This is a genomic window from Paenibacillus sp. M-152 (genome assembly GCF_003856555.1).
GTDB classification, from domain to species: Bacteria; Bacillota; Bacilli; order Paenibacillales; family Paenibacillaceae; genus Paenibacillus; species Paenibacillus polymyxa_C.
The window spans coordinates 5,788,881-5,810,480 of sequence record NZ_CP034141.1; the positions used below are offsets into that span (position 1 = coordinate 5,788,881).

The 21,600-nt window shown below is 43.8% G+C and carries 21 protein-coding genes; 6 read left to right on the plus strand and 15 right to left on the minus strand.

Features of this window, described 5'->3' with window-relative positions:
- The first annotated feature begins 27 nt into the window (after nt 1-27).
- Both EGM68_RS25455 and EGM68_RS25460 read left to right on the plus strand, forming a co-directional pair.
- Nucleotides 28-618, plus strand: a complete 591-nt coding sequence (locus EGM68_RS25455) for an RNA polymerase sigma factor (protein ID WP_129548455.1) — start codon at nt 28-30, stop codon at nt 616-618.
- Nucleotides 579-1,643, plus strand: coding sequence for a DUF4367 domain-containing protein (locus EGM68_RS25460; RefSeq protein ID WP_129548456.1), 1,065 nt, complete (start codon nt 579-581; stop codon nt 1,641-1,643). The genes EGM68_RS25455 and EGM68_RS25460 overlap by 40 nt, the downstream gene beginning before the upstream one ends.
- 93 nt (nt 1,644-1,736) lie before the next feature.
- On the opposite strand, the gene EGM68_RS25465 is transcribed toward EGM68_RS25460, so the two are convergent.
- From EGM68_RS25465 to EGM68_RS25485, 5 genes are all read right to left on the minus strand, one after another.
- The gene (locus tag EGM68_RS25465) at nt 1,737-2,312 is read right to left on the minus strand and encodes a histidine phosphatase family protein (protein ID WP_090737577.1); all 576 of its coding nucleotides are present in this window, start codon (nt 2,310-2,312) and stop codon (nt 1,737-1,739) included.
- A gap of 172 nt (nt 2,313-2,484) precedes the next feature.
- Entirely contained in the window at nt 2,485-3,195 is a 711-nt protein-coding gene (locus EGM68_RS25470; protein ID WP_129548457.1) for an SDR family oxidoreductase, read from the minus strand.
- 21 nt (nt 3,196-3,216) lie between these two features.
- Complete coding sequence (locus EGM68_RS25475; protein ID WP_129548458.1) at nt 3,217-3,777, minus strand: NAD(P)H-dependent oxidoreductase; 561 nt, start codon at nt 3,775-3,777, stop codon at nt 3,217-3,219.
- Between the two features lie 80 nt (nt 3,778-3,857).
- Nucleotides 3,858-4,436: a TetR/AcrR family transcriptional regulator gene (locus EGM68_RS25480; protein ID WP_129548459.1), complete on the minus strand. Its 579-nt coding sequence runs from the start codon at nt 4,434-4,436 to the stop codon at nt 3,858-3,860.
- A gap of 370 nt (nt 4,437-4,806) precedes the next feature.
- Complete coding sequence (locus EGM68_RS25485) at nt 4,807-6,306, minus strand: malate:quinone oxidoreductase (RefSeq protein ID WP_129548460.1); 1,500 nt, start codon at nt 6,304-6,306, stop codon at nt 4,807-4,809.
- 544 nt (nt 6,307-6,850) lie between these two features.
- Here EGM68_RS25485 and EGM68_RS25490 point away from each other — a divergent pair.
- Nucleotides 6,851-7,207, plus strand: coding sequence for a hypothetical protein (locus tag EGM68_RS25490; RefSeq protein ID WP_129548461.1), 357 nt, complete (start codon nt 6,851-6,853; stop codon nt 7,205-7,207).
- A 31-nt stretch (nt 7,208-7,238) separates the two neighbouring features.
- On the opposite strand, the gene EGM68_RS25495 is transcribed toward EGM68_RS25490, so the two are convergent.
- From EGM68_RS25495 to EGM68_RS25515, 5 genes are all read right to left on the minus strand, one after another.
- Nucleotides 7,239-8,816, minus strand: coding sequence for a sigma-70 family RNA polymerase sigma factor (locus EGM68_RS25495; RefSeq protein ID WP_129548462.1), 1,578 nt, complete (start codon nt 8,814-8,816; stop codon nt 7,239-7,241).
- A gap of 155 nt (nt 8,817-8,971) precedes the next feature.
- Entirely contained in the window at nt 8,972-9,835 is an 864-nt protein-coding gene (locus tag EGM68_RS25500; protein WP_129548463.1) for a P-loop NTPase family protein, read from the minus strand.
- A gap of 96 nt (nt 9,836-9,931) precedes the next feature.
- The gene (gene araA, locus EGM68_RS25505) at nt 9,932-11,356 is read right to left on the minus strand and encodes an L-arabinose isomerase (RefSeq protein WP_129548464.1); all 1,425 of its coding nucleotides are present in this window, start codon (nt 11,354-11,356) and stop codon (nt 9,932-9,934) included.
- Between the two features lie 41 nt (nt 11,357-11,397).
- Nucleotides 11,398-12,093, minus strand: a complete 696-nt coding sequence (locus tag EGM68_RS25510; RefSeq protein ID WP_129548465.1) for an L-ribulose-5-phosphate 4-epimerase — start codon at nt 12,091-12,093, stop codon at nt 11,398-11,400.
- 1 nt (nt 12,094) lies between these two features.
- Nucleotides 12,095-13,708 (minus strand): xylulokinase, encoded by a 1,614-nt coding sequence (locus EGM68_RS25515; protein WP_129548466.1) that lies wholly within the window; start codon nt 13,706-13,708, stop codon nt 12,095-12,097.
- A 289-nt stretch (nt 13,709-13,997) separates the two neighbouring features.
- On the opposite strand from EGM68_RS25515, the gene EGM68_RS25520 reads away from it, so the two are divergent.
- The 3 genes from EGM68_RS25520 (at nt 13,998) to EGM68_RS25530 (ending at nt 17,836) form a co-directional block, all read left to right on the plus strand.
- Nucleotides 13,998-15,086 (plus strand): GntR family transcriptional regulator, encoded by a 1,089-nt coding sequence (locus tag EGM68_RS25520; protein WP_013373855.1) that lies wholly within the window; start codon nt 13,998-14,000, stop codon nt 15,084-15,086.
- 167 nt (nt 15,087-15,253) lie between these two features.
- Nucleotides 15,254-17,248, plus strand: coding sequence for a serine hydrolase domain-containing protein (locus EGM68_RS25525; RefSeq protein WP_129548467.1), 1,995 nt, complete (start codon nt 15,254-15,256; stop codon nt 17,246-17,248).
- 207 nt (nt 17,249-17,455) lie between these two features.
- A complete protein-coding gene (locus tag EGM68_RS25530; RefSeq protein ID WP_129548468.1) occupies nt 17,456-17,836 on the plus strand; it encodes a hypothetical protein in 381 nt (126 codons plus the stop codon).
- A gap of 67 nt (nt 17,837-17,903) precedes the next feature.
- Here the strand turns inward: EGM68_RS25530 and EGM68_RS25535 are convergent, their stop codons facing one another.
- The 5 genes from EGM68_RS25535 to EGM68_RS25555 form a co-directional block, all read right to left on the minus strand.
- Nucleotides 17,904-18,440 (minus strand): hypothetical protein, encoded by a 537-nt coding sequence (locus EGM68_RS25535; RefSeq protein WP_129548469.1) that lies wholly within the window; start codon nt 18,438-18,440, stop codon nt 17,904-17,906.
- 142 nt (nt 18,441-18,582) lie between these two features.
- Nucleotides 18,583-19,224, minus strand: a complete 642-nt coding sequence (locus EGM68_RS25540; RefSeq protein ID WP_129548470.1) for a hypothetical protein — start codon at nt 19,222-19,224, stop codon at nt 18,583-18,585.
- A gap of 51 nt (nt 19,225-19,275) precedes the next feature.
- Nucleotides 19,276-19,836 carry a DUF4303 domain-containing protein gene (locus EGM68_RS25545; RefSeq protein WP_129548471.1) on the minus strand — a complete coding sequence of 187 codons (561 nt, stop codon included), beginning with the start codon at nt 19,834-19,836 and terminating at the stop codon, nt 19,276-19,278.
- 197 nt (nt 19,837-20,033) lie between these two features.
- Nucleotides 20,034-20,606, minus strand: a complete 573-nt coding sequence (locus EGM68_RS25550) for a uracil-DNA glycosylase (RefSeq protein ID WP_129548472.1) — start codon at nt 20,604-20,606, stop codon at nt 20,034-20,036.
- Nucleotides 20,607-20,807: 201 nt separating this feature from the next.
- Nucleotides 20,808-21,587 (minus strand): class B sortase, encoded by a 780-nt coding sequence (locus EGM68_RS25555; RefSeq protein WP_129548473.1) that lies wholly within the window; start codon nt 21,585-21,587, stop codon nt 20,808-20,810.
- Nucleotides 21,588-21,600: the final 13 nt, after the last annotated feature.

Below are 21,600 nucleotides of genomic sequence, written 5' to 3' on the forward strand. Positions count from 1 at the left end.
TTTTGATCAGAGGGGGTGCCTACATCTTTGAATGAGGAAATCGAATACAGAATCAAACAAGTTCAAGCTGGCGAGATCCAGGATTACGCCTACATTGTAAAGGAGTATCAGCGTCAGATTTTTGTGTACTGCTGGAGGCTATTAGGAAGTGAGCAGGAGGCGGGAGAGGCTGTGCAGGATATTTTCGTCAATGCTTTTGAGAAAATTAGCAGGTACAAGCCGACAGTGGGCTTCTCCTCCTGGCTGTATAAAATGGCCTATCATCGCTGCCTGAACCTGATTCGCAGGAAGAATCTACAGCGCAAATTTAAACTTAGCCTGTTCACCTCAACTAACATGATTTCAGACAGTGCAGCGCAGGTTATGGAACGTCAGCTTTTCAGTGAACCGCTGAGCCGAGCGTTGGACCAACTGAGCGCGGAGGAGCGTAACCTGCTGGTGCTGCGCATTTTTGAAGAGAGAACGTTTGGAGAAATCGGGGAAATCATGAACAAAAGCGAGGAAGCTATCAAGAAAAAATACGGCAGAACAAAAACAAAGCTCAAAAAAATAATGGAGCCCCTAAAGGAGGACCACAAATGCGTGAGTTACAAGACAGAACTCAAAAACAAAGCCTGAAATACACCGATCTGCAAGACAGGGGATTCAAAAACATGGACAAGCTAACCGAGCCAGAGAATGCCTTAAAAATCCAGGCTTTTGACGTCTCTGACAAAGTGATGGAACAGGTCTACCAAAAGGCGACGCCCAAAAAGGGGAATATAGGAAAAATCCATTTCCAGCCTCGCATCACCGTCCCTATCATGATTTTGCTTTTTGTAGTAGGGGCCTCTGTGACCGGTTACGCAGCTTCACAATATCTTGAATTCCGCAACAGTAAGGGCGACGTTGTATTAAATACCGCCAAAACACCTGCCGAAACGGACGCCTCCAAAACGTATTCCTCCACCTACACACGGTGGAACGAAGAGGTGAAGAACCGTTTGCAACCAGGAGAGTATGCCGCTTATTACGTCAAAGACGATTCTATGAATCAAAACAACCTATCTAATCTGGCCCTGTTTGCGTACAAACCGGCTGAACTTTCAAGTTTCAACAGCTTACAAGATGAAATCAAGCGAACTGAGGCTCCATTATTCAGCAATCCCACTCATCTACCGGATGGCTATCAGTTTGAATTCGGATACGTCTATCCAATCGCTGCATATCCTGGGATGATGGATAAAAAGGAATATCGAGCTTTAACCGATAAACTGATGCAACAGTCCAAAGCTGCACCGAAGGGTGAAAATCTATTTATTCAAAAGCTGAGCTGGAACAAGTCAGACTCCTCCTTTGCCCGATATGCGAGAGGAAACGACTATGTAAACATTACCGTCACCAAATACACTCCTGAAGTCACAAAGACAACCATCATGCAAAATGAACAGGATTCGGCTGAGCAATTGACAATCAAAGGAACCAAGGCCTATTACATCAGGGCAAGTGAAGCAAGCAGGCCCTTGGAAGCAGGAAAAAATCGACTGGGATGGATCGATGAAAAAAGACATTTACACTACAACATATCCGATAACCAGGACAGCCCGCTGACCAAAGATGATTTGGTTAAAATAGCTGAGGATTTGCTTAATGCTTCATCGTAATAGATGTTACAGAAAGGTTTTGAAGAGAGACTATCCTGTACTAAGGACGGTCTCTCTTTGAGCAACGTTTTCGTACCTATTTCTCCCGTAACATTACGGCGTATACCACAATCTTTTAACTTCTATTAACTCCTGACCGTTGAACTTCATTCTGTATACATCTGGTTTGGATGTGTGTAGTAGAAATTTTAAGTCGTACTGCTTGTCATAATACCCCATCATTAAAGCCATTACAGCCCCATGAGTGCCTAATGCAACTTTCTGTCCTCGATAGATTTTTAACAATTCTTTTAGAACTGCTATACTTCGGTTCTGACAAACCGTATTAGACTCTCCTCCCTGTAAAGCAAAGTTTGGATCAGAAAATGACTTATCTAACAAAGGAAATAATTCCGCATCGGGCATTCGGTGGTCTTCATTCAAAAAGATCCTTTCTTTAAGATCTTCGAATACCAAAACTTCTTGTCCTGAACGCCGAGCCAGCTCTTGAATGGTGAGAATTGCTCGTTGATATGGACTTGAAACGAAAACCTCGATCCCTTCTCCCTTCAATAATTCAGTTATTCGATAAGCATCTGATTTACCTTTATCCGTTAAACCTCTTGTTCTTTCATTTCCTTCCGTCTTTGGTGACTCGCCATGTCTCACCATGTAAATGAAAGTTTCCAAAATAGCCTCCTTAAAGGATATCGTTTTGTTCTCGTAATTCCTGAAACCTCCCATTAATTATAATTCTTGAGCAAATCTTTCGTTATGACCAATCAGTCTGCACTCACCATACACGAATTGATAATTGCTGTTACGATGTCATATAAATCTTTTTCTTTCAATAAATAAAGCTTTACCACGGAAGCTGATCATCCATGTAATAGAATCCGCCTGTTGGACCCTCTTCCGGCAGGGTTGCCAGTCGGATCGCCGTTTTTGCTCCATCCTCCACCGACAGCTCCGCCTTTTCCCCACCCATTTGCGTTTTGACTAAGCCGGGGTGTACGGAATTGACCTTCAGATGTGTCCCGCTATTTTTTTGCGCCCAGTAGGCCGTCAGCATATTCAAAGCTGCTTTAGATGCCGCATAAGCCGGGGTAGCAAGACGCTGCACCCGTTCATTGGTCAACTGGAACTGAATCGAGCCTATAGCGCTGCTTTGGTTGACGATTCTGCCTGCTTTGCTCTTTAGCAGTAACGGCAACAGTGCTTCTGTAATCAAATAGGGTGCGAACGTGTTCACCTCAAAAGTATCTCTGAAAGCATCCCCGTCATAACCCGCTTTTTCTGCCAAAATGCCCGCATTGTTGACCAATATGTCCAGCCGTCCGTAAGTATCTTCGATGAATTGGGCCAATTCTGCGATATGTGCAGAATTCGTCACCTCGAGCTTCACGCCGACTGCCTGAATGCCTTCTTGCAACAACCCGGCGGCGGCTTCATCTGCTGCTGTTTTGGTACGTGCAGCGACTAATACCGTTATACCTTGCTGCCCCAGTTGTCTAGCAACCTCCAGTCCGATTCCTTTGCTTGCTCCGGTAATTAATGCGATTTTATTTGTCATGATTCATTTCCTCCTCGATTTTTATTTATTGATTGTGATCAAATCAGACGTTTGGACATGACGCACGGTCGCCAGATGCTGGACATATGCAGCCTGGCTCGCGGTAATCTGCTCATCCGTCACATGGTTCGCATTATGGATAGCAAAAGGCGGCAGATAGTGGGCACTCACATAGTTGGCCAGCGCCTCCATCGGCTTCGCGATGTCCCGAATCGTGAACAGGTTGTAGCCGCCGGGCTGATACGAGGCTGCAGTTCCTGCCGTCGAGATGGCGATGCCAATTTCCTTGCCCTTCAAGTGCTCCCCGCCGGGTCCAAAAGCCCAGCCGAATGCCAACACTTCATCGAACCACTGCTTCAACAAAGGCGGCGTACTATACCAATAGAGCGGATACTGGAAAATGATTCGATCATGGCTGTCCAGCAAAGCTTGTTCATGGGTCTTATCAATCTTCTGATCAGGATAGGCTTCATACAACACATGTACGGTCGTTTCAGGCTGCTGCCTCATGGTTTCCGTCCAGGCCCGATTAACTCGGGAGCTTTGCAAATCCGGGTGGGCAACGATGATTAATGTTTTCATACTAACTCTCCTTTGTTATTTCAAAGTTTATGAGAACGATCGTTCTAAAACCATGAAAAAAATTTGTTTTCGGTTATCGTCTATGTCTCTAAAATGCGTAGGTTTAACTCAGCTATCCGTTGCAGCTTTTCTTTCGGAACAGAAGTCCGCACCATAACCCTTAGTCCCGTTAAGGCATTTTGCAGATACTCAGCCAATTCCTTCGCTTCGTATTGCTGTGTAAATTCGCCGTTTTGCTGTCCCCACGTTACGATTTCTGCAAGCAGTTCCTCCGATTTTGCAAAGGCCTTTGTCGCTACCGCATCAATCTCCTCATCCCGTATCGCTAATTCGACAGCCGAATTCACGAACATACAGCCGGGAGGTACGTCCTCTTCACCGTTAATGATGAAGTCAAAAATGAACTGAAGTGCCTGCTTAGCCGTCCGAGATTGCTTGACCCCTGTCGCCCACCTACCGTTAATACGCTCTCCGAATCGGTCCATCACTTTGAGGAACAAGGTGTGCTTGTCGGTAAAGGTATCATAGATACTTCTTCGGTGAATCCCCATATGTTCGACGAGATCATTCATCGAGGTTTTCTCATACCCTTGCTCCCAGAACAGCTTCATGGCCTTTTCCAGAACAACGTTTTCTTCAAATTCTTTGCTCCTGGCCATTGTATCTACCCCCTGACCACTTAGAATATCTTTGGATTAATTTGCATGACCTTTTGGAAACGATCGTTCTACATTGGTCATCGCATATGTTTTTCTTCTCTGTCTGGCTTTATCCTAACATATTGGGAACGATCGGTAAAGAATTATTTATTTTTCCCTTTATAACCCGTTCCATAATTACTGCAGTCACTATAGCAGATACCGATAAACACAGAAGCATTACAAAGTTTTGCACTCGTAAACAATCATTTTAGCGGTGGAGAATTCCCCACCGCTTCAGATTGTTACTTATGCGACTTGAACACGTATCGTAAGATTACTGTGCAAATATTATAATAATTTGGATGATCGATTTACTAGCCATGTAAAATTAATGATGCAGCGGTTCTTTTTCTCCCAGACCCAGCACTTCTGTTGTGGTATTATAAATTTCTTGGTAAAGCTCTGGGTTTTCCGCTAGCGACAACCCATAAGAAGGAATCATCTCTTTTATTTTTGGTTCCCACTCTTCCATATGCTGTGGGAAGCATTTCTCTAATACCTCCAGCATAACGTGAACAGCAGTAGAAGCACCCGGAGAAGCCCCAAGCAATGCAGCTACCGATCCATCGGCGGCACTAACCACTTCCGTACCAAATTGAAGGGTTCCTTTACCGCCCTCTGTATCTTTGATCACCTGCACACGTTGGCCTGCTACCACGATCTCCCAGTCCTCGATTTTGGCGTTGGGAATAAACTCGCGTAGTTCCTCCAAACGCTTTTCATTCGATAACATCACTTGCTGGATCAGGTATTTGGTCAATGCCATCTCTTTTGCCCCTGCCGCCAACATCGTAATGAGGTTATTGGGTTTTACGGAACCAATCAGGTCCAAGTTTGAACCCGTTTTCAAGAACTTTGGTGAGAAGCCGGCAAATGGTCCAAACAGCAGTGCTTTTTGGTTACCAATGTATCTTGTATCCAGATGCGGGACAGACATGGGAGGAGCACCAACCTTCGCTTTACCGTATACTTTTGCATGATGTTGGGCGACCACTTTAGGATTGTTACATACCATAAATAGTCCACTTACCGGGAATCCCCCGATATATTTGGACTCAGGAATGCCGGTTCTTTGCAGTAAAGGTAGACTTCCGCCGCCACCACCGATAAAAACGAATTTGGCAGTATGATATTCGATTTTTCCGTTATCCAGATTATGCACTTTGACTCTCCACGAGCCGTCGCTCGCACGTTTAATATCCTTTACACTATGCTTGTATTTAATCTCGACATTTTTGCTTTTTAAATGGTCAAACAACATGCGTGTTAAAGCACCAAAGTTGACATCTGTTCCAGAGTCGATTTTGGTTGCCGCAATCGGTTCATTCAATGTACGACCTTCCATAATCAGCGGAATCCATTCCTTTAGCTTTTCAGGGTCATCGGAAAATTCCATTCCTTGAAACAGGGAAACACTTGAAAGCGCTTTAAAGCGCTTTTTTAAAAAAGATACGTTTTTCTCACCCATTACCAAACTCATATGGGGTATTGGCCTGATAAAGTCCTGTGGATTACGAATCAAATTACTGTTGACAAGAAAAGACCAAAACTGTCTTGAGAGCTGAAACTGTTCGTTGATATTAACCGCTTTACGAATATCTATAGATCCGTCTGATTTTTCGGATGTGTAGTTCAGCTCGCACAGTGCAGCATGACCCGTGCCTGCATTATTCCATTCGTTAGAGCTTTCTTCTCCTGCACTTGCCAGTTTCTCAAACACTTTAATTTCCCATTCCGGTGCTAACTCTTTCAGCAATGATCCCAGAGTCGCGCTCATGACCCCGGCACCAATTAAGATAACGTCTGTATTTTTCTGAATACTATTCATAAAAACCTTCCTTATCTCTTATATTTGCAAAAAAGAGCAGGCCCTCCTGCTTAACTGACTCAAGAAGCAAGGCTCCACTCAGGAACATACCTTTTCTATCTCCATTATAACTTAAATATAATCATTTAAAAATTATATCTACTTTTATCTGATAATTATAAATCATTTCTGCTAAAAAGTGAGAATTTTCTTTGCGAAAATAAGAATTGAACTCAGTTTTTTTATAAGAAACCTAGCTGATTTTGTTACTCCCGTGGATTACAGCTTCCCAATAATTAAATCAACAGTTTATGTATATGAATAACCAGGAATTGTTATGTAGGATTTCAAGAATTAACACGTGATTCATCTAGAGCCCGTACGCCAACTGTACAATGCGTAGAAATCAAGTAAAATAAGGGACATGAGGCGAAGATACCCCATGACCTGGACTATTTTTGAAACATTTTTTTTGTCAGGTAAGAACGGCTTCCGGACTGAAATGCTAAAGAAGCAGAATCCGCAATGAATCTGCCATCCTTGTAGGAATGGAGACTAGAGTGCTATGAGGAGAATAGTAGTTAGTGGAAATACGTATTTGTGGAATTATAGAACGGTCAGAGATATTTACTGTAGATCCAAGTTGACTATTATTTCTGAAAATAAAGATATAAAATTTATAATTCTGTTTACTACTAAAGATACAATTGTCACTGGTAGCCCTTTGAATGATGGATTACGGGTGATGAAAGAGGATAAACAATATTCTATTAATCTTAACCAACCTAAGTATGTTGCTGAAGTGTTGCAGTATATACTTGGTATGGAGTTAGATGTGACAGTGAAGAAAGTGCATGAGCTAAATGGTAATGAATTGTTGGTTAGTATGGGGTATCAGGATGTGACCGGGCTTTTGATATAAACTAAGCCCGCTCTACATCCAGAACTTGTTGTCATTTATGATACGGTTCCGTATACACCAACTGGTTTCTCTCTGAATCCCAGCGCCATGCTAAATCACCTTGCAGCCACAAGCCGCCATACCACTCGTCTATTCCCTTCATCTTCACCCAGTCATGTGCCCCCGCCGTTATATTTCTCCCTACTTCCGTTAATGCAACAACGCATTGGTCAAAGGATGGAGTTGTTTTCTTTTGATGATCAGGAAATGAGTGGGGCCCTTGAATCTCTAATAGTGCATGTGGTTGTTCCGACATATTCCTTAAACGATACCAAAATTCCAAATCACCCATTCCTAGACCACTCATTCGGTTCCCGATCTGCTTAAACAGCTCTTGTGGAGAATTCACTCCTTGCTGGACGAGTTCCAGGGTTGTCTGCTCTACGATGCCCAGCCCATTCATGGTGGAAGGTAGACGAGATAGGTGCAGTTCAAGTGCCACATGAGCAAAAGGCAGGGCAAATGTATCTTCACGTAAAATGTCAACATGCCGCGTTATATCCGGGGAAGTATATGCCTCCCAGATTTTTTTGCCCGTCTCAAGCTCCTGCTGACCGATCTGCTGCCACGTGCCTGACAATTTTTCTAACTGCTTCGTTGTAAGCTGTCCTAAGCCCCTAAACGGATCAATACCGGGGTAGTTGCCGATACACAGCAAGCTCAGTTTGGTTTGACCTAGGGTCTGCGTCGAAAACCAGTGCAACAAGTAGCTTAGCATCAGCTGGTCGAACAAATCGTGCTCGAACCATAGCACGACTTCGTCATACTTATGAAAGTTATGCAGAACCTGCTCCTGAGTCTTGCAATTGGACACATAGTCTTCCCCTGGGATACCGAGAGTTTTCTCTAAATATTCCACTCTAGCTGCTCTCGATGAGTGCTCGCTCATTTCAAGGGAAACCGGACCTACCGGATACACTTCTCTCCAGACCAAGATATCCCCACGAATGGTCCCTTTCCTCAGCTTGTCACCGACATGATCTCCGTTAACTATATGTAGCACCGACTCTCCTCCTTCATAAATATCGTTAAACATGGATACAAAGTCGGTGACAAGTAGTGAAGCTCTCAGCTTATTGCGGGCATCAAACAACCGTTTTTTCAGCACAGATGGAGATACGCTTAGATAGCTTGATATTTCACCGATTGAGTACCCTTGAAAATAGTACAGCTGAACCGCCAGTTTTAACTTGTCAGATAAACCCTCGACGGATTGATGAAGCTTTTGATGCCATTCCCTTCTCTCTGCGATGAGTTCCACTTCATATTTCTCCACATCCATTACTATAGTTTCGGCCAACGGCATCATCGTGGGCCTCTTCCGGCGCAAAAGACGATGACATTGACGTTCGACAATGATCTTGAACCATCCAGGGAACGCCTCTGCTTCCTGTAATTTATGGAGATTGGCAAAAGCCTCAGCGAACGCCTCCTGAACTGTATCCTCTACCAGACTCCAGTCCCCCAACCTCGTATATGCTACTGAAAAAGCCATCCCACTGAAATGCTGCACGATCTGCTTCCAAGCATTTTGATCGCCTAGCCGAGCTTCCTCAATCCAACACTGCACCTCTTGCACCTCCTCTGTATGCAAATTCTATATATAAGTGCCGGTATTGCTGCAAATGGTTACTTTGTTTGATTGAAGTTGCGAAAAACCTATAGCAAGTTTAGAGCCATCCCTTATAGGATGGCCCTCTCTAATTAAACTATCGTTTCCCGTAATTATAAATACTTCATCATGATGTTTGAAACGGTCTGTTGTTGATTCCCCCAATCATAATCGGAGTTATCCAGTATAAAGGATTGAAAAGGAAGTTGCTCAATAATGTGCAATTCTAGCTCTCGTCGATACTCAAGGAACTGAATATATCCTTCGTACCCGTGCAGCCCTTTATTCTTTCCATAATTCTGCTCTGTATGGTACCAAATCACAAAATCCAGCCACTCTGGAGACCTCATCGTTTTCACTCGCTCAATCGTCTCACGGACACTAGGTTGCTTCAAATAAAACAAAATTGGATTTAGGTCTTGAATTTGCTCCGCAATCTGTAATACATGCTGAACAAATCGATCATTTCCAGCATCGTGTCGAGCGAGTAATGCACACCCTGGATTCTGTAAAAAACAGCATTCGAGTATGATTAGCTTTTCCTTTTCTCGCTGTTCTTTAGCAAAGGAACCCCAACGTTGAATCATCAACTCGCAAAATTTTTCTACAGGTATTCCATCGTAAATCTCATAACGCTGGATTTCCTCATACAGGCTTGCGGGAATTCCATTTTGAGCTGATTGCTGCGCAAGTGCATATGCGATTAAAGAGTCGTTACCGTGCAAAGATACAAACGGATCAATGTAATGAAACACATCGGAATAGCTAGACCGTAGTCTATCAAGTTCTTCGTTCGGCACACATGCAACCGATTCATAATCAGCGGGATGTCGTAAGTTCCCTTCTAAAAATAATTCCGTTTCTATTTGATGCAGGTTTAACATGTCATGTATGTATCTAGATAATGTGGATTTGCCAGAGCCAGGTATGCCTTCAACGATAACCAATTTCGTTTTCGTAGCTGGTAAATTCGTCATAGTATCACGCCCTTATGAATTAAAAATCCTCTGACGAGCAATAAAAAAGCATTGGGTCTTGAGGACTGACCCAATGCTTTTATCGATGAACTATAATTATTTAATTATTACGTATTCCAGGTTAACCAGTTTTGCATAAGTAACAATTTGGTCTGTGGTTAGATTCAAGGAAACCACGGTATGGTGACCGCCACCGTTCTCAATCCATGCTTTAACTCCATCTTGGAAGTTTGGCTTCACGTTCCACAGTACACGAGCCACTGGAAGTTTTGGAGCAGGAACTGTTGGTTCAAATGCAGTAACCTCATTGATCAGCAGTTTATAATGGGTGCCAAAATCAGCCATGGAAACAACTACACCGTCTCCTGCCTTACCGTCAAATACCAGACGGGCTGGATCTTCACGATCGCCGATACCTAACGGAGACACAATGATTTTAGGCTTGTTGCTTGCCAACGTTGGGTCAACTTCAAGCATATGGGATTGAAGGATCGATTCCTGACCCGCTGCTAATTCATAGGTGTAGTCTTCCATAAAGCCAGTGGATTGGTTATGGCTCATGACTTTAAGCAGACGATCGAGCGCTGCAGTCTTCCAGTCTCCTTCACCCGCGAAGCCGTATCCTTGTGCCATCAAACGTTGAACGGCAAGACCAGGAAGCTGTTTCATACCATAAAGGTCTTCAAAGTTCGTAGTGAAGGCAGTATAGCCGCCATCATCCAGGAATCGCTTAATAGCAATTTCATAGCTTGCTTGCACTTTTACGCTGGATTCCCAAGCTTCCTTGCTGTAAGTACCATAATCAAATTCATAGAGTTTGGCGTATTCCGCGAACAAAGCATCAATTTCTTCTTCCTTCACAGCATTGACGTACTGAACAAGGTCGCCAATTCCGAAGTAATCAACAGTCCATCCAAATTGGATTTGGGCTTCAACCTTATCGCCTTCCGTAACACCAACGTTACGCATGTTGTCGCCGAAGCGGGCAACTTTGATATTGAAGCTTTCGTTATAAGCAACCGCTACATCCATCCACTCTGCGATTTGCTTTTGCACTTCTGCACGTTCCCAGTAACCTACAACCACTTTATTCTGTTTCTTCAAGCGGGCGTTGATAAATCCATATTCACGGTCACCATGAGCTGCCTGATTGAGGTTCATGAAGTCCATATCAATCGTAGCCCAAGGAATGCTTTCATTATACTGTGTAGCCAAATGAAGCAGCGGCTTTTGCAGCAATTTAGTACCACGAATCCACATTTTTGCAGGTGAGAAGGTATGCATCCACGTGATGACACCAGCAACCTCGTCGCGATAGTTGACTTCTTTCATAAGGCTAGTGATTTTGTCTGCACTAACTGCCAGATCCTGCAATACAAGCGGATAAGGCAGAACGCCGCTCTTATTTAGGGCATCGGTCATTTCTTGTGCGTGTGCTTTGACTTCTGCTAATGCTTCTTCTCCATACAGATGTTGTGAACCTACGACAAACCAGAACTGTTTTGTACCTACTGTTGACATAACATTCATCCTCTTTTCTTCGTTTGTTAGTTTAGTTGGTCTTATTTTTGGCCGTAGTAAGCGTCTTTCCCATGTTTGCGTAAATAGTGTTTATCCAGAATGCGCTGCGGCAATTCTTCGGCAAAATGATTTAATTCCCGTGCGAATAAGTTCATTTTCGAAACTTCTTCCAACACGACGCTATTCATAACTGCGGATTTCGCATCTTTCCCCCAAGTGAAGGGAGCGTGACCCTTAAGCAGGACACCCGGCACTGCTAAAATATCCAGCCCGCGCTGCTCAAAAGTTTCGATGATGACACGGCCGGTTTCGGCTTCGTAGCCACGATCAATCTCCTCTTGTGTCAGGAAACGAGCACAGGGAACAGAACCATAGAAGGTGTCTGCATGAGTAGTCCCCATTACAGGTACATCCAGGCCCGCTTGGGCCCAAATCGTCGCCCAAGTCGAATGCGTATGCACAATACCGCCGATCTCTGCGTAGTGCTTGTAAAGTACGGCATGAGTCGGTGTATCCGATGAAGGTCTCATCTCTCCTTCAACAACATTGCCGTCAAAATCAACAACTACCATATCGCTAGGTTTCATCGTGTCATAACTAACACCACTCGGTTTAATAACGAATAAGCTGCGTTCACGATCAACCGCGCTGACGTTACCCCAGGTGTATTTCACGAGTCCATGTTTAGGCAAATCCAGATTGGCTTGAAATACTTCTTCTTTCAGCTGCTCTAACACGTCAATTCCTCCAGTTTTCCACTAGATTATCTACAGCAGCCTGCTCAATCGCCAGGCCTTGTGTGTAGCGTTCTAGGAATGTTTCGAATCCCTTAACATCGGAACGGTCAGGATGAATTTCTTGTCCCTCAACATCTCTGAATACTTTTTGGTCGAGGAAGTCTTCCAGACTTTCTTGTTGATCCTTGTTCATCATGTAAGAAGCCAGAATAGCCATACCCCACGCTCCGCCTTCTCCAGCTGTTGCCATCACTGATACCGGAACATCCATGGCTGCCGCAACAATCTTTTGTCCGACGATAGGGGTTTTAAATAGACCACCGTGAGCTAGAATGCTGTCAATTGCGACGTTTTCTTTCTTTGTCAGAATATCCATCCCGATTTTCAGAGCAGCAAACGCAGTGAACAGATGAGTGCGCATGAAATTGGCCAAATTGAAACGGCTCTCAGGGGAGCGGACAAACAATGGCCGGCCTTTCTCTATTCCGGTGATATTCTCTCCTGACAAATAGCCGTAGCTAAGTAAGCCGCCGCCATCTGGGTCTGCTTCCAAAGCCTTGTTCAGCAACACACTGAATAATTGATTCGGGTCTGCCTTTTGCCCCATGGCCTCATAAAATTCACGGAACAAGCCCAGCCAAGCATTGAGATCACTTGAGCAGTTATTGGCATGAACCATTCCGACCGGATTCCCGTTCGGTGTAGTCACCAGATCAATTTCCGGATATACCGCCGAAAGATCCTTCTCTAATACAATCATGGCAAAAACTGAGGTTCCCACAGACACGTTGCCAGTACGTTTTCTCACACTATTCGTAGCGACCATTCCTGTTCCCGCATCACCTTCTGGAGGACAAAGCGGAATACCTGGTTGTAAATCGCCGGATTTATCTAAGATTTTGGCTCCAGCTGCGGTTAGTACACCTGCCTGCTCGCCCGAGATATGAACTTTAGGAATAATGTCTTGTAATTTCCAATCGTAGCCTTTGGCTGCAATGAGTTCATCAAACTGCTTAACCATCGACTCGTTATAATCATGTGTAGTCTCATCAATTGGGAAAATACCCGAAGCGTCTCCGATACCAATTGCTTTGTTGCCAGTCAGCAGCCAGTGAATATATCCAGCCAACGTCGTCATAAAATCAATATGAGGAACGTGTTGTTCTTCGTTCAATATCGCTTGATACAAGTGAGCAATACTCCATCGCTCAGGAATGTTGAATTGGAATTTATCAGTTAAAGCTTTTGCTGCAGCCCCGGTTGTCGCATTCCGCCAAGTCCGGAACGGAACAAGCAACTCACCCTTGCTGTCAAAAGCCATATATCCGTGCATCATTGCAGAGAATCCTATAGAACCAACCGTATGAAGGGTGACTCCATATTTTTGTTCAACCTCTTGTTTCATTTCACTATAAGCCTCTTGCAGACCCGTAATGATAGTCTCTAAGTTGTACGTCCAATATCCGTCTACCAAGAGGTTTTCCCACTCATAGCTTCCAGATGCGATTGTTTCAAAACGATGATCAATCAGCACTGCCTTGATACGTGTGGATCCAAATTCGATACCAAGTGAGGTTTCTCCCTTAGTAATCGCTTGTTTAATGTCTTGATCCATGCTCACGTTACTCCTCTCTCTGAACAACTGTTATAACTGCAATAATCAAAGAAGGCGCTTTCTTTTGTTTACAGCCTTAGTATATTTTTTGTGCGTACATTTGTCAACACTAAAACATAGTTATGCCTACAAATAGTATGATGAACCGAGTATTTTTCTATTTTATCTTTAGTATTTATACAGATAGGACAATAGATTATAATAAACTCATAATTATGCTAAAATATGTACATACAAATATTATGGATGCATCAATTAGTATTAGAACAACTTGGAAAGAAGGAATAAAGTGAAACCAAAGTATCAGGTTATCCTTGAGGATATAAAAAGCAACATTCTTTCAGGAGCATACAGCGTAGGAGAACAAATTCCAACGGAATTGGCTTTGCAGGATAAGTATAAAGTTAGTCGCCAGACGGTTCGCAAGGCTATTTTAGAACTATCCAACGAAGGTTTTTTAAGAAGTGAAAAAGGATCGGGCACCTATGTCAGCAACCAATTCCGATCAAAAACCGGTGGGAATTCCAGTAATAAAACCATTGGAGTCATCACGACCTACATCTCTGATTACATCTTTCCCTCTATTATTCGCGGAATTGAGGCCAGATTAAATGAAGATAATTATTCATTACTATTAGCGAGCACCAATAATGATGTCGCACAGGAAAAGAAAGCTTTGGAGATGATGTTGTCCTTTGGTGTAGACGGTTTGATCATTGAGCCTACGAAGAGCAATCTATATAATCCCAATATCGCTTACTACCTGACGTTCAAGGAACAGGATGTTCCATTCATCATGATTAATGCTTATTATGAAGAGTTGGAAGTGCCTTTCTTTTGCCTCGATGACGTACAATCCAGCTATCTGGCAACCAAAGAATTGATCGCTAACGGACACACACAGATCGGCATCATTGCCAAAATGGACGATTTACAAGGAAAGTATCGAATGAAGGGCTATATCAAAGCGCTTGGAGAAGCCAAATTACGGTTTCACCCAGAGCAAGTGCTCTCATTCTATACAGAGACAAAGCAGGACCTATCCACCAACTTGAAGAAATTCCTGACCGAACAAAGAGACGATTTAACCGCAATTGTCTGCTATAACGACGAGGTCGGATTAGAAGTTGTACATGTATGCAGACAACTTGGAATATCCGTTCCCGAAGATTTGTCCATTATTGGTCAAGATAATTCCTATATTTCCAAAAATGCGAACATCAAACTCACGACATTGACACACCCACAGGAACAAATGGGCCGTGATGCCGCCGATTGGGTAATTAAGAAACTGCAAGGGAAAAAGGATCTAAGCAACAACACCTATTACCAGCCCGTGTTAATCGAAGGAGAGACAGTAAAGAAGAAACTGAATTGAAGGGGTTCATAGCCCCTTTAAACCTAGTGCCTAATTGTCATATGACACTTTGGAGTGATTTGGTATGGTGGGTGACGAAATGTAACTTGTTGGTATGACAAATCCTTTGCCATACTGGGTTTTGCCGGACGCATAAGGCAAAAATACATTTCAAGGAGAAACCATTCATGGAAAAAATGATTTACACCATTCTCGCGGTTCTACTATTATCTACTACGATAACTACCGCATGTATGGCACCCAACGGCGCGTCAGTTGCCGCACCCGTTAACATACCAGTTGCATCTGAAAAGGCTAGCTTGGAGGGGCCGCGAGATGCCAAGGAACTAGAAGCTTTTGCAGATGGTGTTTTTGCGGACAAGATGAAAAAGTTTAATACCGTGGGTTCTAATTTTGTGGTCGTCGCAGGTGGGAAAGTGATACTAAGCAAAGGTTACGGGTATGCCGACAAAGGCAAAAAAATCCCTGTTGATAAAAATACCGTTTTTCAAATCGGCTCTGTTACAAAGTCATTCACTGCATTGGCAGCTATGCAGTTGGTTGATAAAGGAAAAATGGATTTAAAACACGATATCCAAGAGTATTTAGGAGGAATAAAGGTTCCGAATAAAACAGGAAAAAAACTGACGATGTTTGATCTACTTACATATTCAAGTGGATTTGATGAACCAGATATTCTCATGGAGATGCATCCAGAATACGCGGACAAATATTTTCCAATGAAGAAGTACATTGCATCAAATATGCCAACTGTGGTCAGGCCCCCAGGAGAAGCGTACACTTATGACAATTTTGGTTTCATGCTAGCGGGATATGCAGTAGCAAACGTAACGGGTATGTCATATTCCAAATATATGGAAAAGAATATTTTCAAACCGTTAGGCATGAATTCGACGAGTGTGCGGTTTACCCCCCAATTGTTAAGCAGAATGGCTGCTCACTATGGACCAACAGGTGAACTGATTCCCTTGGACGGGTTTAAACCAACGGAAAAACCTGAAGGCGGTATCGTTTCAACCGCAGATGACATGGCAAAGTACCTCATTATGCACCTGAACAAAGGCAAGTACAAAGGTAAAGAAGTGGTGAGCCCAAAGAGCATAGAGCAAATGCACACATACCAATTATTCCCTGACAAGGAGTTCCCGGTTACAACAATTGGATTCGAAGGCTACTTCAAAGAGAAGATGAATAATCAGCATGTGATTCTAAAAGGAGGGAATGTTACAGGGCATTCTTCCTTGATTGTTATTCTGCCTGAGAAGAATACAGCGATGTACATGTCCTACAATAACGACTCCATGATGAGTCTTGACGTGTATGAAGAATTTATGAATCATTATTATCCGAGAAAATCGGAGGTTCCAAAGTCAACCTACGCGACATTAAGTGAGCAGCAGGCCCAAGACTACGTGGGATTATACCAAAACACGCGTATCGCTGCCTTAAGGACGAAGGTTTCGTATTCGGACGGGAAATTAATAATGGAGACAGGAACATCAGGCAAACATACACTAAAAATGATCCACCCTTTATTATTTGAAGATGAATCAGGTAATAAATTGACGTTTAATAAAAATGAAGCAGGCCATATTGCATATTTGTATTACATGCAGCTCCCAGACCTCGTTGCTTATGCGCAAAAAGTAAACATTGATTCACCATTTTCTGATGTACCTGCGGATAGTAAATATATTTCATATATAAACAACCTTAATGCTTTGGAAGTCATGAGCGGAAAGTCAGCCAACCTCTTCGATCCGAAAGGAACGATGACTCAGGGAGAATTCTCAGAAGTGCTACTGCGCGCCCACGGGTGGTATAAACAACCTTTCATGATTGAACCGAATAAGAAGCAGATGATAGCGGGACTACGTAATTATCAGCCTAATTCTCCTATCACTAGACAAATGGCGGCGGTAATGATCCAGAACCTGAAACAGGTTGAGCCTGGAATTAAGGTTAAATTGAGTGGCGAAACGGATGCTTGGGCAGTTAAAGCAGTCACAGCTTTGGTTTCCCAAGGTATCATGGACCCGAATACCAAGATCAATGTAGACGGCTCCATAGACTTCCGCTCCAAACAGCTTTTGAAGCGTCAAGAAGCCAGTGCCTTGTTGGATCAAGCATTTAATTACTATACGTTGCCAATCAGTCACTAATTCAAAAGATTAAATAGAAAAAGTAAAATAATACTCCTAATATACAAAAACGCTACTGACAACGGAACATCAGTAGCGTTTTACATTTTTCGGATTCCTCGTAAATCCGATTTCGGAATGTTCAGGCTCTGCCACGCCATAATTAAATCAAAGGTGAGTCGCAGGTGCCGATCATCTTTTAACCAACATATAGTGAGGGGGAAAATAATGAAAAGCCAATTGAGAAATATTACGGTTGACGGTTATGCATTCGTTTATTGGTATACAGGCGGGTCTAGCTTCATCTTAAACCTATCTCCGAAAGAAAATAAAAACATCAAGATTACGTTAATCTTCCAGGCAGACCCTCCTGAAGAAGAGCCTCACACTTCTTGGTCCTTTTATGACATTCCAGCACAAATTAATGGAATGGAAACTGTTATTCATCTGGGTAAACCCAAGCATATCGCTGAAATCATCTCTTACTTGATAGCAAAACGACAAGAGCTTTGGATTCAGGGGAGACCTCAAGTTCTGGATCATGCCTGGGATTTACTAAAAGAAATGGGTTATTGCGAGTTTAAGCCAATCTGGATTAGACAGTGGTAGTCGTAATGGCTTGTGGACTAGCCCCCTCTGACCACCCAAAGGGAGCTTAAAGTCCACAGGTTAACGATTATTCGTTATTCGGCGTGGTCGGACTAGCCGAGGGCATCAAGCCTTTAACGGCGCCGAGAAATGGGCGAATGGACTTGATCATACCGTAGCCCATCTTCACAACAGGGACAAATTTCTGGATCATACCGAACAGCCGTAGGCCGCCGCCGAGCATACCTCCAAGCCCTCCTGCGCCCGCAGTGGCACCGCCAAGTCCACCAAGTCCGCCGAACAGCGAGCCCATCATCGGTAGGAATGCCGACACCTTGGCATCCGGCTTGCGGGAGCGCGAACGGCCAGATGGTTTGCGTGCGCCGCTTCTCCGGTTGCCGAGACGGACGCCTGGGGCATGCGCACCAGCTCTACGTTTGAGAGATCGGGAATCTTGCTTCCCGGAAGAAGCACGTGGGGGAGCTCCAGTACTCGCAAGTACCAACCCGCCACGATTAACGTCAGTGATGTAGCCGACGTAAGTCTCTCCGTTGTGCAGGGTGACACAGACCGGACGGCCTTGAAACTTCTTAGCCCGTGCACGCATCTCTTTGGATTGTGCCATGGAAGTTCACCTCGCTCACTGATTATAATTCAGTTTACGCCAGGGGCGGGCTGCCTGCTTGTGCGAATGGGGCATATGCACGCCGAAAATCGTTGGATGGGCTCACCGCCGTTCAAGTCCTCCTAAAGGTCCCCACGCTATATCAAGAGAATTGCCAAAAACCTGCTACTGGATGTTGTATCTCAGTCGTCCCCATTTTGGCGAAAATATATAGTGATCCAAAACCAAAAGGATAATTGTAATCCTCCTGAAGCAACGTTTCGGGGTAGCCATCTTCATCTACCTGAAATAAAAAAGAGAGTGATTCCTCCTTCAGCTTCGTAAAATAATAGTCTTCATTTTGAATAAGTCTCGGGTTTCCGCCTACTTTGATTAAAAAAGACTGATCCATCGATTTTTCGTCATGGCTTAGCTCCCCGTTTGAAATTGCATGCTTTGTAAGACCTGGGTTAGTAAACATATCTTTGACGCTTTCAGTCGAAATGGGATGCTCAATCACCTTGATCGAGCAATTAGGATAAATGTTATTTTCCAAATACTCCTCATAGTCTTCAGGGATGAAGACCGAAATCATACTCTCAGGTTTAAAGGGATGGACGAGACTCAAGTAAAAAACATATTTTTGGTTACCTTCGTGAATGAGGTCTTCTTGATCATCAAAAAATTCAGGTGCATTCCCACCGATCCAGCCTGCACTATGTTCGTTCAATAGGGCCGATCCCGCATAATAAAGAATACAATTTGTTCTCTCAACTAAAATATTCTTTTGGTTTTCATTAGGCATTTTACAACTCTCCCTCAAGAAACTTAACGAGGTGCTTAAATGCGAATACCCTTACTCTGCCGCTTCCGCCAGCCATGCTTGCATAGCCGGAGACTCCGCCCGATTCAAACGTAGGGCGATTTCGGTATTGATCTCATCTGGCGGCATAACCTCGACAAGGACGCATACAGACTCTCGCGGTTGATTCAAGGCAAATACGCCTTCATCATCGAGCCTTTTCATCGCTAGCTCCATGGCCTTCAGCCTCGAATCAAATTCACGATTCCATTCGTCAGCTTCAAGTTCCGCAATGGAAGGACGCTCCATAAACAATTGTTTAACATCATCGAAGTTCTCATCTCTAAAACAACAATAAGGTGAATCGGCATAGGACCATTTGATGAGTTCCGCAATCGTTGATTCCGGTGTGTCGCTTTCTTCTCCTTGCCTGGCCGCTTCTCTCTCCAAGGCCTCCCATGACCAGGCGGAGATACTTGGCGCATGTCCCTCTCCAGTCGTAAATAGCGTGCAGTAATAGTAACGTTCGCCATTTTCAAACAGAGTGCGAAAGGACGTCCTAGCCACATCGGCAATCTCTGCCGTCAGCGCCTCTATCTCTTGCGTCGGTTTCATGACATTCGCCCCTTAGCCCCATAAAATATATATCTTATTTCCATTATAAAAATTGTTTGTCCTAAATCTACCTACTTCTTGCCTGAATCCTGGAAATAAGCGCTTAAAAACAGAGTTGGAGAAAAAAATGAAAAAGGGGCTGGCACAACCAGCCTCTCTCCTTTAATATTCTCGTCAATCTATATATCCTGCTTGAGCTAAATCTCTTTCCACTTCTCCTTCAAAGCTTTCAAATCTTCTACGAAGAACCTAAGTAGATTGGGTCGTCTTCTTACTGCAAGCGGGTGATAGGTGAAACTGATGGGCGTACCCTGTAACTCATACCAGGTGTCTCGTAACTCCTTGACACTGGCACCCTCCTTATTAGAGAATATGGCTTCCACTACGACATTACCAAATCCAAATAATACAAGCGGCTGCTTCTGAAAGAGCTGCAACTGTAGATGAGGGAGACACGCGGCTCTAGCCTCGGGTTTATTATAGGCACGCATCGGTCGGCATTTTAGCAAATAGGTGACATAAACATCATTTACGTCTATCCCAGCCTCTCTCATGCCGTATTGTAGTGTTTCTCGGGTACCGCATAAAAACGAATTTCCTTCCCGATCCTCCCGGGCTCCGGGATTATCCAGAATCATCATAAGTGGAGCTTTCGGATTTCCTTCACCCCAGATGACACGATTCCGCTGCTTGGATAGCTCGCAAATTTCACAATGCTCTATACCATCGGGTGCTTGTTCTTCAGGTAAAATTACATAGGGATGATCCATTTCCTTGTCGTGTAGCCCCTTCCTTTCACACACAATGAATCTATTATGCCCACCTCAAGCAAAAACTTGCCTAAGGTTCAGCATAACGGGTCCATCGGAAAAAGTAAGGGCACCTAAACTGGATCAAAAGAAGCGTAAAAAAATCGCGTCCTCCAGAGGAGAACGCGATATAAACCAGCTTGACTCCGTATTTCAACATCGTCATTTAAGCTTTCGAGCGACCACCGCTAACCGACCGTTTTCGGTCGAGTACTCACACGTAGACAGTACAATAAGCTTGTCGCCATAACGAGGGGTCACACCCGTTTCATATAGAGCAAGTTTTTGGATGTTCTGAACATACGAATCGAACTCGGCGGGCGTACTTACTTTCTCAATCTGGTAGTATTTAAATACATCATCTGATTTGCGATAAACCTGTGACAGAATAACGGCAACAACCTCATACTCTTCCTTTTCATAAAGTGTACTGAACTGGAACGTAGCATGCTCCTTATAGAAGCTTTCTTGCTTATACTTCATCAAATCTTTGAACATCCAGCCGTTTTTCATATGATGTCCGTGAATCAGTAAAATATCGGAACCGTTGATCCGGCTGTGCTCGTCCAAAAAGGGGAGACCGAGTTTGCTCTTCTTTTTATCGAAATCATGATTGAGATAGTACTGCTCATCTTGTGGATTCTGCATAACCGGGTACTCAATTCGGGTGCCGTTAATCTTCAGCCAACCGACGATGTCCGGGTTTCTCTCGTAAAGCTCTCGAAATTCGGGAAGCATGACCGGCTCATTCGCTTTCGTAATCAAAGGGGAGGGGATCGCCTCCCCTCCTCCTTTGTCCGATTGTTCCTCCCAAACTTTTGCTAACTCTTCGATTTTCACTTGATCGGCATAACCCCACAGGAAAATTCTCGCTATATTGGCGAGAGAGAATACCAACACAAGGAAGGAAACGGCGATAAGAACTTTTTTAGTTTTACTCATTTTCTTACCGCCT